Genomic DNA, 14,899 nt, shown 5'->3' on the forward strand with positions numbered 1-14,899 from the left:
ACGAGATAGGAAATATGTACGAAATTTACAGGGAAAGAAAAAGCCTGACATCCGTTCGGCTTCAAACGAAAGTCAGGCTTTTTGCGGTTTTAGTTTAATTTTTGAATGGTGAATAAATGCTTATAGTGGCCGTCGCGGCTCATTAGTTCGTCATGTGTGCCGATTTCCGCGACACGTCCGTTTTCGATGACAACGATTTTGTCAGCGTGGGTAATCGTCGACAGTCTGTGGGCAACGATAAAGGTCGTCCGGTCTTTTGCGAGCTTTTCCATCGCTTCCTGGATATAGTGCTCGCTTTCAAGGTCAAGCGCTGACGTCGCTTCATCCAAAATTAAGAGTGGCGGGTTCTTCAGGAACACCCTGGCGATTGATATCCGCTGTTTTTGGCCTCCGGACAGCTTGACGCCCCTTTCTCCGACCTTTGTATCATAGCCTTGCGGCAGTTCCATAATAAAGTCATGGGCATTCGCAGCTTTTGCCGCTTCAATGATGTCTTCCATCGAAGCTTCGGGATTTCCGATCGATATGTTTTCGCGTACCGATTCGCTGAATAAAAACGTATCCTGAAGCACCATGCCGATTTGGTTTCTAAGGCTCTGCGCCTGATAATCGCGCACATCGATGCCGTCGATCTCCAGGCTTCCGGCTGAGACATCGTAGAATCTCGGAATGAGGCTGACAAGCGTCGATTTCCCGCCTCCGCTCATCCCGACAAGCGCGACCGTTTCGCCCCGTTCGGCTTTCAAAGAAAGATTCTTCAGAATCATTTCTTCCGATTTTTCGTATTGGAAGGAGACGTTTTTAAATTCTACAATTCCTTTTAACCGCTCTGCTTTTACAGCATTTGGCTTATCTTTTAATTCATACGGTTCATCAATAAATTCAAACAGCCTGTCCATCGATGCGATCGACTGCGTCAATGTTGTCGATGAATTGATCAGGCGGCGCAGCGGGTTGTAGAGGCGTTCGATATATCCGAAAAACGCCACCATCGTTCCTACAGTAAGGGACCCGTGAATCACATGATAACCCGCAACCGTAATGATGATCAGCGGAGCGAGGTCTGTAACCGTATTGACGACGGCAAACGTTTTGGCATTCCAGGCCGTATGGCGGATTGCTTTGCCAAGAAAATTCCCGTTCTCGTGATCAAATTGCTTCTGTTCATAATCCTCGATTGCAAAGCTCCTGATAACAGGCATCCCCTGAACCCTTTCATGAAGGTGGCCCTGTACTTCGGCCAGCGCCTGGGAACGTTCTCTCGTCAGCTTTCTGAGCCTGCCGTAGAAGAATTTAACAGACAGTCCGTAAAGCGGAAACAGCACGATCGAAATAAGCGTCAGCTTCACATCCATCGTCAGCATGATGGCGATGGCGATAAAAATCGTCATCACGTCAAGCCATACATTCATCAACCCGATGATGACAAATTCTTTCGTCTGCTCGACATCGTTGATGACCCTTGAAATGATTTCTCCTGCGCGGGTGTTCGCATAATACCTGAGGCTCAGCTTTTGAATGTGTGCAAACAGCTTGTCCCTGATATCATAAAGCACCTTGCTTGCCGTCCACTGCGCGAAATACTGCCGATAGTATTCGACAGGCGGCCGAAGCACCAAAAAAATGGCGAACATAACCGCCATTACCATGAATAATGTGGATGTTTTTTCTTCAGCGGTCCCGCTCCCCTGGATGATGTCGTCCACGACGTATTTCAGCAGAAACGGGATGACCAGCGGAATAGAAAATTTAATAATACCGATTAAAACCGTCAAAACGATTTTCCATTTATACGGCTTCACAAATTCCATGTACCTTCTGATTACCCCCACACGTCTTCCCCCCTCTATATCTTGATGTGTGAGTACACCGCAAAAAACCTGTTGTTCTCAACAGGTTTTTCAGGATTATTTTGTATAATGCAAATACCGTTCATACCAAATATCAATAAATTCAGATGCAAACGGGCCTTTTCTTTGGTGAATCCAGTGCAGCAACGTATTTAAGTGGTACCTTAATATGCCGTCGATTTCCTTCGGATAATTCATCGCCTTTTTATGATCCGCGTACTCATCTTCATCAAGAATATGATACGTCATATCCGGGAAGACTTTTACGTCTAAATCATAGTCGATGTATTTGATGGCTTCATCGTCCAAAGCAAACGGCGAGCTGATGTTGCAATAGTAATAAATCCCGTCTTCGCGAAGCATGCCGATGACGTTAAACCACTGCTTTGCATGGAAATAACAAATTGCGGGCTCTCGCGTCACCCATGTCCGGCCGTCAGATTCTGTGACCATTGTCCGATCATTGGCGCCGATGATGCACAATTCCGTTGCTTTTAAAATCGTTGTTTCGTTCCAAATCCGATGAATCTGCCCATTGTGCTTGTAGCTATGAATTTGAATGGTTTCTCCTTCCTTGGGAAAGCCCATGTTTTCTCCCCTACTTTCTTTGCAAAAGCCTTACAAGTCAGTGTGTCACATCGCCTGTCCGACAGTTCTTTTATTTATTATAACGTTTGAAAATAAAAAATGAAAATAAAACAGCCACTCCTGAACAGGAATGGCTCTTTTCTAAAAAACGATAAAGAGAGGCTCATGCTTCGATTCTTTGATAAGCCTGAATCACCTGCTCTGTCTGCTTTTGGAACAAATCCTGAATTTGAGCAAGATCTTTCCGCTTCTGGGATATATCTTCCCGGATCGATAAAAGCTGGGCTTTCTTTTCAAGGGCAGCCAGTTCTTTCTCAATTTTCTGGCATCTTTCAATCTCCGCTTGCAGATACAACAGCTTATCCATAATCTCCATCTGCCCTTGAACCAAGTTTTCAAATTCCGGCATTCGGGATCCTCCATTCTATGCTCTACTCCATTTATTGCCTAAGTAACATTTCTCTATACATGCCGGATGTCCTTTGACTGATTCTGGCTAAGATTCGGAAGTTTTGTCGGATCAAATAAGAAAAGAAAAAAGCACCTCATCCGATGGTGAAGTGCTTTTTCCTGTTTCAGTGATTAGCTGTTTTGCTGTTTTTTTTGCTCAGCTTGTTGGTTATTTTGTCTTACTTGCTGCGCGTCAGTTTCGCTGGCAAATTCAGTGCCGAACTGACCACCTTGTGCAGAAGCTTGGTTTTGTTGTCTTACTTTTTGTGCGTTTGTTTTGGATTGTTGGTTAGCCATTGTATATCACCTCCACGACCATTAGATTGTGCAGGAGGATGATATCCTATTCATTGAACGCGAAAAATTTATACGAGCAGTGAGCGGCCGCCATCAATAATGATCGTCTGTCCGCGGATCATGTCCGCTTTCCCTGACGTTAAAAACTCCACCGCATCGACCATGTCGCTAATCTCAACCATGCGGCCGGCAGGCGTATTTTGCCGGGCATCTTCCAGCAGTTCTTCGCGGTTCGGAAAATGCTTCAGGGCGTCTGTATCGATCGCGCCTCCCGATACCGCATTGACGATGATGTTTCTCTGTGCAAGCTCAACGGCAAGATATCTCGTCAATGATTCAAGCGCAGCTTTTGAAACGCCGACAGTCGTGTAGTTTTCCAAATAACGGATCGAACCGAGCGAACTGATGCTGACAATATGGCCGCCTCCCGTTTTCTCCATCAGCTTTGCCGCTTCCTGTGCGCAGAATAGCAGAGCTTTCGCATTGATGTTCATCGTCCAGTCCCAATGGCTTTCCTCAAGCTCCATGACGGGGCGCAATACGCCGGATGCAGCATTGTTAACGAACACGTCCAGTCTGCCGAACGCTTCCTCAATTTGCTGAAACATATCTTTTATTTTCGCCGGCTGTCCGACATTCGCCTTGACGACCAATGCTTTGACACCGAGCTTTTCGATTTCTTCAGCCGTCTCAAGGGCCGCTTTTTTGCTTCTCGCATAGTTGATGACGATATTGTAGCCGTTTTCGGCAAGCCTCAGGGCGGCTGCTTTGCCGACACCGCGGCTGCTACCTGTAATAAGGGCACATTTTCTTTGTTCCATCTGTCATTCATCTCCTAGTATAATGATTGAAAATCTGATAAAAAATAGCTCATAACACGATCAAAAAGGAGGCATTCGCCTTATGTACGTAGGACGCGATATGAGCGAGCTCGACCACACGCCGAAAAACGAGTGGAAAGATGCGGAGCTACTTTATTTTCACCACGCCTTCCAGCAAATCATGCCATTCCTCAATGAAGAAGGGCATGCCGAGTACCTGGAGGTTGTGAAAGAAATCCAAGCAAGAGGCGGACTGCACCGCCAGGAAGCCGATTATACGCACGGCACCACCATCCAGTACGACTAACGGGCAGCATGCACAGTCAAGCTGCCTATTTCATATACATATTCCATATTTTCTGATGTGAAACCGGGAAGGCATATTCAGCAAGCTCTTCTTTCGTGACCTTTTTAAAGTATGAATCATCCGGTTGATTGAGCGTTTTCCCGAAAAAAACAGAAATGTTCCAGACAAGGTGTGTAAACACGTGTTCTACTACCCCTTCAAGCGGACCGATTTCGGCTTCTATTCCGGCCTCTTCTTTCAAGAAGACCGCAAGCTGCTCGCGCTCGTGCTTCAGGCCTTTCTGCGTTTCTGTGTTCGGGAATTCCCAAAGGTTTGCTAAAAGGCCTGTTGCCGGTCTTTTATGGATATAGATGTATCCTTCTTCATCAGTCAGGACAACGGCTGCAAGGGTTTTGACCGAGGGTTTTTTCTTTTTGCTTTTCACCGGAAGCTCTTTTTCACAGCCTTCTGCAAAAGCAGAACAGTGCTCTCGGACGGGACAGAGAAGGCATGATGGCGATTTCGGCGTACAGATGACAGCGCCCAGTTCCATCAGCCCCTGGTTAAACTCGGACGGTTTTTCTTCAGAAATAAACGCTTCGACAATTTTTTCAAACTGGGTTTTGGTTTTAGGCTTTGCGATATCATCCCATACGGAAAGAATCCGTGACATGACCCGCATGACATTTCCGTCCACCGCGGGGACCGGCTGATTGTAGGCGATGCTCAGCACCGCTCCTCTTGTGTAAGGGCCGACACCTTTTAAGCTGCCGAATTCCTCTTTTGAAGGAGGAACCACTCCTCCGTATCGTTCGTGAACTTCCCTGACAGCGCTCTGCAAGTTCCGAACTCTTGAATAGTATCCCAGTCCTTCCCAAGCTTTAAGCACTTTTTCTTCGTCGGCTTCAGCGAGCGCTTCAACGGTCGGGAACTTTTCGATAAAGTTGTTGAAGTAAGGAATCACCGTGTCGACTCTCGTCTGCTGAAGCATCACTTCTGACACCCATACCTTATAAGGGTCGCTGTCTGAGCGCCAAGGCAGATCCCGTTTTTCTTGCTCATACCAAGATATTAAATCTTCTTGAAATTGTTTGATGTTTTTTTGCTCTAATTTCTTTTGCAGATCCATCATGAAACTTCTCCTTGCCTGTGCACGTCACATTTGCATACCGATCTTTTGTTCCTTCGGCTTTTTGTTGTAAACTATATGCATATACGATAACATGTTACATTAAAAGTGAAGAAAGCAAAAGCGTTAAATATTTCAGGCAAGGTCCGTCGTTCGTTCTGTTTTTGGAAAATATAAATGATTTTCTAGCACCATTAGGGGAGGTCACCAATGGATACTGGCACACATGTTGTCATGGGCGTTGCACTCGGAGGCATCGCGACGCTTGATCCAGTTGTCGGAATGGACCCATCAATGGCTCAGGCCGTGATGATTGCGACAATCGCCGGATCTCAGGCTCCGGATATCGATACCGTTTTGAAATTAAAAAACAACGCTGTTTATATTAGACACCATAGGGGATTCACCCATTCCATCCCCGCTGTTCTCGCCTGGTCGCTGATGATTCCGGGCATTCTCATGCTGTTTTATCCCGAAGCCAATCTGCTTCACCTGTGGCTTTGGACCCTTGCCGCGGTCGCGCTTCATGTGTTCGTGGATATTTTTAATGCATACGGAACACAGGCGATCAGACCTTTTTCAAGGAAATGGGTAGCGCTCGGCTTGATTAATACATTTGATCCGTTTATTTTCGTCAGCCATCTCATAGCCATCGCCTTTTGGCTGGCAGGCGCGCATCAAGGCTATACATTTTTAGCTCTTTACATCGTCTTGGCCGGTTATTATTTGGTGAGGTATTTCATGCAGAGGAAAATCAAGCATGAGCTCTGTGAAAAAATCGATGATATTGAAGAAATCATTATTTCGCCTACGATGAAATTCAGACAATGGCGAATCGCCGTCAAAGCAAAATCGGCTTTTTACGTCGGACGAAGCATGGACGGAAATGTCGTGATCGTCGACACATTCAACAGGGTCCCTGTGCCGGATACAGACGTGATGAAAGCAGCGAAACAGGATAAAAACATTTCGGCGTTTCTTTCGTTCTCACCGGTTTACAAATGGGAGATCGATACGTATAAGGATCATTACGAAGTCCGCTTTATCGATCTGCGATACCGCAGCAAAGGACACTACCCTTTCGTGGCGATCGCACACATCGACAGGGACACTCTCGAATTAATCACCTCCTATACGGGATGGATTTTCAGCGAGGAAAAACTTCAGAAAAAATTAAAGCTTGGCTCTGTTTAAGAGCCAAGCTTTTTTCTCCTTCTGCCGTACCAGATTCCGATGATGAGGCTGATGACTGTAACGGCCAAGGTAGCTTTGAAGTAAGGCGGGTAATAAACGAGCCTGATGTCGTTTTTCCCTTTTTCTATGGAAAATCCGATAAACGCGTAATTTGCCTTTTGAACGGTTTGCGTTTTTCCGTTTACAGTGACTTCCCAGCCTTTTTCGTACGGAACCGGCAGCACCATGTAACGGTCTCCGTTTTGATTGTCAAAGCTGATGGACACTTGATTGTTCCGCCAGTCCAAGTCGGCGGCCGGCGCTTTTTGGGCGGCCGCTTTTTTCAGCAATTGATAGTCTTCCTGGTGCAGTCTCAATTGGTCCAATTGATATTTCCCTTTTGGCAGCCTGATTGAAATTTTATCTGTTTTCGGCACCCTGATCGTTAAATCGTAAACACCTGTTTTGTAAATCGACTGGTTTGACTTTCTTGATGTTACATAATCATTGACCCGTAAGTTGAAGAACTGGTCTTTTGCAAGGCTTTTTAAATAAAATCCGACATAATAGTCGCCTTCTTTCGGAAGCCCGCCTTCAGGAATGAGATCGATGCCGCCGTTTTCGGCCGTGACGTCGAGGACGCCGTTATGATAGCTCGCCCCTTCGGTTTTCAGCTTCGTCTGCTTCATCAAATCAGGAACGCTCGGCGGCTGCTCTTTTCCATCATCGCCATTCTCAAGCACGATTCCTTCAAGCATCGCATGCTCCCGCGCCAAAACAGGCGCATCTGCTAAATCTTTTTCCGTAAATACCGTTCGTGCCGTCCGGATAAACGACAAGGTGTATTTATTTTTATAAACTGTGTAGTTCTCTGATTGATCCGTTTTGATAAACCCGTACGGAACATTGGCGGCATTGTCTTTTTCCGTCATGTAATACTTGCCGTACAGCAGACTGTACAAGTTGGCCCGGTCGCCCATCGATGCGTAGCGGCTGACGCTTTCTCTTCCCATATCGATTTGAAGATCTTCCCAATAAAACAGAAGAAGATCGCGATTGAGAATGCTTGAGTAGGCGCTGAAGCCGTTAAAATCCTGCATCAGCGGAGTATTGTTGCGCACGCCGTTCATCCAGTCGATCCTTGTATACGGGTCACCGGCATCGTCTTTTCGAATGTTATTCAAGAGGCGGCGCTGTTCTTCGCCATTGTACTCATTGCTGGTCAAATAGCTTTTTGTGACGTTTTTAATGCCGCTTGACTCAGACAGAACATACTTTTGATACGTGTTCGCCACAAGAACGGACGATAATAAAATGCAGACGTGCAAAAAAAGCTGCGATTTCTTATATTGAAATCCCGCCGCTGTAAATATGGCGATTGTCAGGAACAGAAGCACAACAATGCTCCAATTTTGCATAAGTGATAAATCCAAGTCTTTCCGCCAAATGACCGCAATATAAATCAGAAGGACAAGCAGGATAGACCATATCATTTCTTTCCGCCTGATCTTTTTCAGTTCGGTCAATCCTGCGGCCGCCGCTCCCCCGATCGTAAAAGCGAGCAGGTATTCAAAGCGGTTCTGCGGAGCGGAGAAACCGTTGAACGCGCTTGCCGCAAGCGGGCTGTAATGCAGAAGCACAAGCAGCACACTGATTGAGGCAAACAGCCTGAACGTTTTATTTTTATAGAAAGAAAATGCGAACAAGAACAGCATAAAGACAGCCGGCAGCAAGACAATGCGGCTGGAAAACAGAATGTTGTCCGTCAGATCGTATACAGCGACAGATTGATCATATGGCGGCCGTAAATTGTTTAAAAATCCGTAAACCGCAGGCACAAAGGAAACTGCGCTGATTCCGAAAGAAATCAGGCATGAAACGGCGAACATCTTGAATTGTTTCCACCTCGGCGCCTCCTTTTCCGGGTCAAGCCTGATCAGCCAGCGGAAGATGATGTAGATCGCAATGAATATCAAGTTGATATAGGCAAAATAAAAGTTATTGATCAGCGTCAAAGAACAAGCCGTAATAAACAGCCCTGTCCGCTTTTCCCTGATGACTTTCTCGGCTCCGGCGACAAGCAGCGGCAGCCACAGCATGGCGTCGCTGAAAAATTCCCAGAACACCGTGTGCCTGAAATAGATGACCGACGTGCCGTACAAGACCGCACCCGTAAAGGCGGCAGGCTTGTCTTTCACCATACCGTTTAACGCATAGGCTGCCGCTAAAATGATCAGGCTGAGCTTGATGACACTGATGAATACGGCGGCCTGCGCCCAAAACAAAGGGTCCGCATCCCCGGCTAAATGCAATAGCTGCATCAGAAAAACGGCCGCGAATGAAGCGATGAAGACAAAAGACGTCGTGAAATAATAGCCGAGCTGGCTGTAGATGCCACCCCCAAGACCGAAAGAATACGAATAAAAGAAGTTCCCTTGTTTGTATTGTTCAAAAAGAAACGACTTAAAAATGATCATTTGTGCAAGTCCGTCACCGTTCCCAGTCATATAGCGGCCATGCGCCCATTCATACAGAAAAAAGGAATGAGCGGCCAAGGAAACTGCAACGCTTGCGATCACAAATAGAAAAACTGTTTTCTTCATACTCTTCCCCTGTCTTTTTTCAAAATCTTCCCTGTCACTAAAAATGTCAGAGGAACGGTTAAAAACATGGAGACAAGCGGAGCTGCCTCACTGTTCATCTTAAAAAAATTCACAAACGTGTAGACGAACAAAGAAGACACCGTCAAATTAAACAGCTGTGTCAGCGGAAATTGCAAAAACTTTGCCAGCGTCGGCTTGATTTTAAATGTAAAATAGCAGTTCAAGAAAAAGGAAATCACAAGGCTGACGAAAAAAGCGGCAATATGCGAAACCATATAATTCAACTGAAGCAAAACATGCAGCAGCAAATAAACCGCATAATAATTCAAAGTATTCACTACGCCGACTACGGCAAAGCGAATAAATTCAGGATTCACGATTTTCATGAGTTTCTCCATGACCGATGTTTGCCTCCTGTATTAAGTAATGAGGCCGCTTTTTCGTCTCATAATAAATTCGCCCGATGTATTCGCCGATGATTCCTAGGCTGAGAAGCTGGACACCGCCGAGAAACAGGACGGCGGAAATAATCGTAAAATAGCCGGGAACGATCACACCGTATTTCAGGATTCTGATGAATGTCGCCGCGATATAAATAAGCGATAGAAAAAGGATAAAAATACCCGCGTAAAAACAAATTCTCAGCGGTCTGTTGTTGAAGGAGACAATCCCGTCGATTCCATAGTTCAACAAGTGGCGGAACGACCACTTGGACTTTCCGTTTTTCCTTTCGACATTCTCGTAATAAACAATCTTTTGGTCAAAACCGATCCAGCAAAACAACCCTTTTGAGAACCTGTTACCTTCGCTCAGTTTCAACATCGCACTGACGGCTTTTCTGCTTAAAAGACGAAAATCGCCGACGCCGTCCCTTAAATCAACTTCTACCGCATTGTTGATAAAGCGGTAATAAAGGGACGACAAGTAGGAGCGCACAGGGTTGTCTCCCTTTCTGTTGCGCTGGGCGACCACTTGATCATAGCCTTCCTCATACCCTTTAATAAAATCGTGCAGGAGGTATGTCGGGTGCTGCAAATCCGCATCCATCACCACCACGGCATCGCCGCGGGCATGCTGAAAACCGGCAAGGATGGCTGCCTCCTTGCCGAAATTCCGTGAAAACGAAATATATTTCACACGCTCGCTTTTTTCGGCTAGTTTTTTAATTTCCTCCAATGTTTGATCAGTGCTTCCATCATTTATGTAATAAATTTCGTAATCATAATCAATGGATTGAAATTCGTTCCTCAACGATTCATAAATCAATTTAATATTGCTTGCTTCATTGTATGAAGGAATAATGATTGAAACGAATCCTTTCTTCACTTAAAGGCACCTCTTTTGGACATAATAAAATTGCATCCGGCATCCGTTTGGCAGGATACTTGCATCTAGCCGCTTCCCACACAACAAAAGGAAAACTGTGGGCATGCTGTACTATTTTCTACAAGATTATTTTGTCATTATATCAGACATCTATGAACAAGTGGTAAAAAAATGATATTGCTTTAGGATCAAACAGGATATCATAATGGTTTTTCCATATTACTACATTTTTCGCGTTGGATCATATTTTTCCAAATTCAAGCCCGGCTCTTCTCCAAAAACCAAAGAAGCCGCAAGAGAACCTGCATAAGGACCGATTGTTAAACCGGAGGGACCAAAGCCCGCAGCCGCAATCAAATCTGTTCCCTTGATATGTCCGAGCAAAGGGAGCAAGTCCTTTGTCATCGGGCGAAAACCGACTCTGACTTCTCCGACTGTTGCATGATGCAGACCGGGCGCTGCAGACAGTGCTTCCTGCAGGACTTCATGCAAACCTCCCGCCGTTATTCTGCAGTCGAATCCTGAGCCCGTTTCCCTTGTCGCTCCTGCGACGACCCGAGAATCGGCAAATGACACAATGTAATGGTCAGTATCAGGCAGTATGACCGGCCAGCTGTCCGTATTTTCACCGGGCAGCTTTAAATGCGCGATCTGACCGCGCTGTGGTTCCAAAGGCAGCTTTATCCCCAACGGCCCTAGCAATTCATTGGCCCAGGCGCCGGCTGCCAATATCACCTTGTCGGCCGGAAAAAAACTGTCGTCCACATGAACACCTGTCAACCGGCCGTTTTCGCATGACAGCTTCGCTTTCCCATTCCTCATAACGGCTCCATGTTTTTCTGCAGCCCGGAGGAGAGCGTTTCGAAGCAAATGGCCGTCGACTCTGGCTCCGCTCTCTGCATAGACGGCTTCCAGCCCTTCTGCAAGCGGAGGAAAAAGCTTTCTTGCCTCAGCGTTCGTTAACCGGGCGATTTGACCGGCTTCTGCCTCGCGGCGCGTAAGGTCTCTTAATTTTCTTTCTATTTGATCGAGTGCTTCACGATTGGTGCTGACGCGGAGCGCGCCTATTTTAGCGTATCCCAGATCGGCCTCCCCGTCCTCTTCCAGTTGAGAAACAAGCGAAGGATAATACGAGGCGCCCGCCAATGCCAGGCGGTACCAGTCTTCGCTTCTGGAAGAAAACCACGGGCAGACGATTCCCGCTCCGGCCTTTGTCGCCTGGCCTTCACGCCCTTCATCTGCCACCAGAACCCGGGCTCCTTTTTTCGCAAGATGATATGCGGCGCTAGCACCGGCAATCCCAGAACCAATGACAATCGCTTTCATGCCATCATTCCTTTCTAAAGAAATGCTTAATGAAGCAGCCCGCGGTCTCCTGAGAACAGATCCTGGTAAGAAGGCTTATCATTTTGAAATAAATGCAACCTGCTGCCATAGTGCTCAATCCACTCTTTGACGACACGCTCTGTCAGCTCTTTTCCTCTGTACGGGTGGCCGGCCTTTGCAAATGTCGCCTCGAAATCCCCCCACAGCAGTTCAACCCATGTTCTGGCTTGTGCGTAACTCAGCATATGATTTTTTTCAAGAAGCGCATTTGTCAGCTTTTCAAAGTACTCTTCCACTTGGCTTTTCCCCCTTTCCCTAAGGAAAAAACTTTCTTTTTGAAAACGTCGTCCTTTTCATATACTAACCTTACGTCTTCCGAACCGAAGACGCAAACATTATGGACTTGATTGGAGGAGCCTAAAAAGAGATGCGAAATAAATCAAGAGGCTTTCCGAACATGAACAACAATAAATTTGAAGGCGAGCCCCGGGCCAAAGATGATTTTGCTTCAAAGCGCCCTGACGGAAGCACAAATACTCATCCGCAAGAAAGAATGAGGGCTTCCGGCAAACGCTAAACTTTTCTGGGATGGAGTGATTTCTTTTGTGTGCAAATCGCAAACCGTATACAAACGATTTTAACCAGATGAAAACGCAAAACTATCCGCAGCCATGGGCAAACACAAAGCATGCGCGCGCACAGGTGAACGGAGAAACGCAGCAGACTCAGGACCTCATCATTCTCCAGCGCAACACGCGCATCCGGACAAGATAACATTTATGAAAAGGGTTTAAGCTTTTGTCTTAGCCCTTTTCTTTTAATAAAGAAATCGGCAGAGCCTCTTCATGATCCGGTGACGAAAGACGGTATCCCCAGGCGAAGACGCCGTTTAAATAGCGGATATGGAAATCGTCGCCCCCATCTTCAATTTCGTATACATTGCCTGCTTTAAAATCGGCCGGATCAAGAAGGTATGCCTTCGCCATCGCGATTTTCCGTTCGTGGACGGCCAGCTCATTCACAATCCCCATTTGTTCTGCTTTTCTTGCCTTTTCAGTCAGACCCGCGATTTCCTGGTGCAATTCGTGTGCAGTCATTTCACTGTATCTTTTCTCCATATTCTCATCCCTTTTCATCTAAAAATTGGTCAATCAAGTCGATTGAAAATCCTTTTCTGAACAGATACTGTTTGACCTTCATTTTCGTTTCGTATGATCCGTCATAACCGTACCTCTTCATCGCTTTTTCCCCATGCTTCTCAAGCGCTTCTCTTTCAGCGCTGTCGTCGTTTTCGTAATCCGTTTCCTGAAGCGCGACCGAGATGACATCGAAGGAGAATCCCTTTCTGACAAGGTGCTGTTCGATGGCCTGCTTCGTCTCTTTAGAGGACAGCTTTTTTTCTTTTTTCAGCACTTTTTCCGCATGCTTGACCGCGGCCTCGACCTGATCGGAAAACGAAAACGAACTGAGCGCTTCCTGAATCAGTTCATCATCGATCCCTTTCAATTTGAGCTCTCTGAATAGGACATCGGGGCCTTTACCGCTCGTTTTTCTATGGGTGCTGACATATGCAGCCGCAAATTCGCGGTCGTCCAAATATTTATAACTGTTAAGCATATGCAGAATTTCTGTAATTGCCGAGTCTGCGACGCCTTTTTTCTTGAGATGGTCTTTGACTTCCTTTGTCGAGCGCATCCGGTATGACAAATAATCGAGCGCTTTTTTGAACCCTTTTTTAACATCGTCTCCGTACTGAATCTCGATGATATCAAGCTCATCAAGCTCTTTGCCTTTTCGCAGGTCAAACTTGACGAGCACGTCCAGGTCGACGCTGAACGCATATTTTTCATCCAGAAAAATATTGACCCGCTCTTCATTGTTTTTCTGGGCAGAAATCTTTGTAATATATGGCATAAATAACTCCCTTCTTTTGTTTTCTTCTTTTACAATAAGGTTAATGATCATGAAAGGGAGGAATCATGATGAAGATTGCGATTGCCGGCGGGACAGGTTTTATCGGCAGGCATTTGACAAACGCCTTAACCGCCCGGGGACATCACGTCTATATTTTAACAAGAAAACCGGCTGAAACCGAACAAAAAAACATTTCTTACGTTCTCTGGCAAAAAAACGGCGCCCGCCCTGAAACAGAGCTGACCGATATCGATGTTTGGATCAATTTGGCCGGAAAATCGCTTTTCGGCCGTTGGAATGAAAACAAAGGAGGAGATCGCGACAAGCCGCCTCCGCTCCGTGCAGGAGTCCGCCCGCATCATACAAAGTCTTCAAAAGAAGCCGAACACCCTCATTCAGGCGAGCGCAGTCGGAATTTACGGAACCAGTCTTGAACAGACATTCACAGAGGAATCCCCCGCCTCAGCTGAGGATTTTTTAAGCAGAACGACAGCTTCGTGGGAAAAAGCAGCCGAACCAATCGAAGCGCTGGGCACCCGCACCGTCTGGATGCGTTTTGGCATGGTGCTCGGAAAGGACGGAGGCGCGCTCCCGAAAATGGCGCTCCCTTATCAATTATTTGCAGGTGGACGCATTGGCTCAGGGCAGCAATGGGTGCCGTGGGTTCATATCGAAGACGCCGTCGGCATGATTTTATCAGCGATTGAGCAGTCGCGGATGTCCGGCCCCGTTAATGTCACGGCACCGAATCCCGTTCAGATGGACACATTCGGACAAACCGTCGCGAAAGTAGAAAAACGCCCCCACTGGCTCCCGGTGCCCGAATTTGTGATAAAAGGCGTCCTCGGAGAAATGAGCATGCTCGTGCTGAAAGGACAGCGCGTCCTCCCGAAAAAAGCGCTTCAGAACGGCTATCATTTCTTATATCCCGATCTGGAAGATGCCCTGCATAACCTTTTGACATAGAAGGCGTTTTCCAGCGAAAGCCTTGTAGCTTTTCCTTTCCCAGCCGCGTAAAATGTAAGTATCTTTTAGCAGCATACACGTACAGGGAAGGCAAATGGTGCGCCACCAGGTCTCTGGTTTTAGTGGGTTCGATTCCCACCCCGAATTTTTTAATGGATGTGCAAGATACG

16 protein-coding genes and 2 pseudogenes are annotated in these 14,899 nt (G+C 46.5%); 5 read left to right on the top strand and 13 right to left on the bottom strand.

Annotation, left to right across the window (positions count from 1 at the left end; translation table 11 throughout):
* Positions 1-89 precede the first annotated feature (89 nt).
* The 5 genes and pseudogenes from H2R00_RS10550 to fabL all read right to left on the bottom strand — a co-directional run bounded on the left by H2R00_RS10550 (position 90) and on the right by fabL (position 4,006).
* Positions 90-1,832, bottom strand: coding sequence for an ABC transporter ATP-binding protein (locus H2R00_RS10550; RefSeq protein ID WP_182070989.1), 1,743 nt, complete (start codon positions 1,830-1,832; stop codon positions 90-92).
* Positions 1,833-1,907: 75 nt separating this feature from the next.
* On the bottom strand, positions 1,908-2,438 hold the full coding sequence (ntdP, locus tag H2R00_RS10555) for a nucleoside tri-diphosphate phosphatase (protein ID WP_003179942.1): 531 nt from the start codon (positions 2,436-2,438) through the stop codon (positions 1,908-1,910).
* 163 nt (positions 2,439-2,601) lie between these two features.
* A complete protein-coding gene (locus H2R00_RS10560) occupies positions 2,602-2,847 on the bottom strand; it encodes a YgaB family protein (protein ID WP_003179940.1) in 246 nt (81 codons plus the stop codon).
* A gap of 173 nt (positions 2,848-3,020) precedes the next feature.
* Positions 3,021-3,170 (bottom strand): annotated as a pseudogene (locus H2R00_RS10565) (gamma-type small acid-soluble spore protein); the annotation flags it as partial.
* Positions 3,171-3,253: 83 nt separating this feature from the next.
* Entirely contained in the window at positions 3,254-4,006 is a 753-nt protein-coding gene (gene fabL, locus H2R00_RS10570) for an enoyl-[acyl-carrier-protein] reductase FabL (RefSeq protein ID WP_154996922.1), read from the bottom strand.
* Between the two features lie 82 nt (positions 4,007-4,088).
* Between fabL and H2R00_RS10575 the strand changes: the two genes are divergently transcribed.
* On the top strand, positions 4,089-4,313 hold the full coding sequence (locus H2R00_RS10575) for a mother cell protein YfhS (RefSeq protein WP_154996920.1): 225 nt from the start codon (positions 4,089-4,091) through the stop codon (positions 4,311-4,313).
* Positions 4,314-4,338: 25 nt separating this feature from the next.
* On the opposite strand, the gene mutY is transcribed toward H2R00_RS10575, so the two are convergent.
* On the bottom strand, positions 4,339-5,424 hold the full coding sequence (gene mutY / locus H2R00_RS10580) for an A/G-specific adenine glycosylase (protein ID WP_182070990.1): 1,086 nt from the start codon (positions 5,422-5,424) through the stop codon (positions 4,339-4,341).
* A 207-nt stretch (positions 5,425-5,631) separates the two neighbouring features.
* On the opposite strand from mutY, the gene H2R00_RS10585 reads away from it, so the two are divergent.
* Positions 5,632-6,615, top strand: coding sequence for a metal-dependent hydrolase (locus H2R00_RS10585; RefSeq protein WP_154996917.1), 984 nt, complete (start codon positions 5,632-5,634; stop codon positions 6,613-6,615).
* Here H2R00_RS10585 and H2R00_RS10590 read toward each other — a convergent pair.
* The 5 genes from H2R00_RS10590 to H2R00_RS10610 all read right to left on the bottom strand — a co-directional run bounded on the left by H2R00_RS10590 (position 6,612) and on the right by H2R00_RS10610 (position 12,145).
* Positions 6,612-9,197 (bottom strand): YfhO family protein, encoded by a 2,586-nt coding sequence (locus H2R00_RS10590; protein ID WP_182070991.1) that lies wholly within the window; start codon positions 9,195-9,197, stop codon positions 6,612-6,614. The genes H2R00_RS10585 and H2R00_RS10590 overlap by 4 nt on opposite strands.
* Complete coding sequence (locus H2R00_RS10595; RefSeq protein WP_154996913.1) at positions 9,194-9,595, bottom strand: GtrA family protein; 402 nt, start codon at positions 9,593-9,595, stop codon at positions 9,194-9,196. The genes H2R00_RS10590 and H2R00_RS10595 overlap by 4 nt, the downstream gene beginning before the upstream one ends.
* Complete coding sequence (locus H2R00_RS10600; protein WP_154996911.1) at positions 9,564-10,523, bottom strand: glycosyltransferase family 2 protein; 960 nt, start codon at positions 10,521-10,523, stop codon at positions 9,564-9,566. The genes H2R00_RS10595 and H2R00_RS10600 overlap by 32 nt, the downstream gene beginning before the upstream one ends.
* A gap of 222 nt (positions 10,524-10,745) precedes the next feature.
* Complete coding sequence (locus tag H2R00_RS10605; protein ID WP_182068950.1) at positions 10,746-11,849, bottom strand: NAD(P)/FAD-dependent oxidoreductase; 1,104 nt, start codon at positions 11,847-11,849, stop codon at positions 10,746-10,748.
* 26 nt (positions 11,850-11,875) lie between these two features.
* Positions 11,876-12,145: a YfhJ family protein gene (locus tag H2R00_RS10610; protein ID WP_154996907.1), complete on the bottom strand. Its 270-nt coding sequence runs from the start codon at positions 12,143-12,145 to the stop codon at positions 11,876-11,878.
* A 131-nt stretch (positions 12,146-12,276) separates the two neighbouring features.
* Between H2R00_RS10610 and H2R00_RS10615 the strand changes: the two genes are divergently transcribed.
* Together H2R00_RS10615 and H2R00_RS10620 are read left to right on the top strand one after the other, a co-directional pair.
* Positions 12,277-12,426: a small, acid-soluble spore protein K gene (locus H2R00_RS10615; protein WP_003179924.1), complete on the top strand. Its 150-nt coding sequence runs from the start codon at positions 12,277-12,279 to the stop codon at positions 12,424-12,426.
* Between the two features lie 68 nt (positions 12,427-12,494).
* The gene (locus H2R00_RS10620) at positions 12,495-12,623 is read left to right on the top strand and encodes a YpzG family protein (RefSeq protein WP_369878957.1); all 129 of its coding nucleotides are present in this window, start codon (positions 12,495-12,497) and stop codon (positions 12,621-12,623) included.
* Between the two features lie 29 nt (positions 12,624-12,652).
* Here H2R00_RS10620 and H2R00_RS10625 read toward each other — a convergent pair whose 3' ends face one another.
* Together H2R00_RS10625 and recX are read right to left on the bottom strand one after the other, a co-directional pair.
* A complete protein-coding gene (locus H2R00_RS10625) occupies positions 12,653-12,967 on the bottom strand; it encodes a YfhH family protein (protein WP_003179919.1) in 315 nt (104 codons plus the stop codon).
* A 4-nt stretch (positions 12,968-12,971) separates the two neighbouring features.
* Positions 12,972-13,763 carry a recombination regulator RecX gene (gene recX, locus H2R00_RS10630; RefSeq protein WP_154996906.1) on the bottom strand — a complete coding sequence of 264 codons (792 nt, stop codon included), beginning with the start codon at positions 13,761-13,763 and terminating at the stop codon, positions 12,972-12,974.
* 68 nt (positions 13,764-13,831) lie between these two features.
* Here recX and H2R00_RS10635 point away from each other — a divergent pair.
* Positions 13,832-14,729, top strand: a pseudogene (locus tag H2R00_RS10635) (TIGR01777 family oxidoreductase).
* Positions 14,730-14,899 lie beyond the last annotated feature (170 nt).

Origin of the sequence: Bacillus haynesii (genome assembly GCF_014042035.1) — a bacterium.
Lineage (GTDB): Bacteria > Bacillota > Bacilli > Bacillales > Bacillaceae > Bacillus > Bacillus haynesii.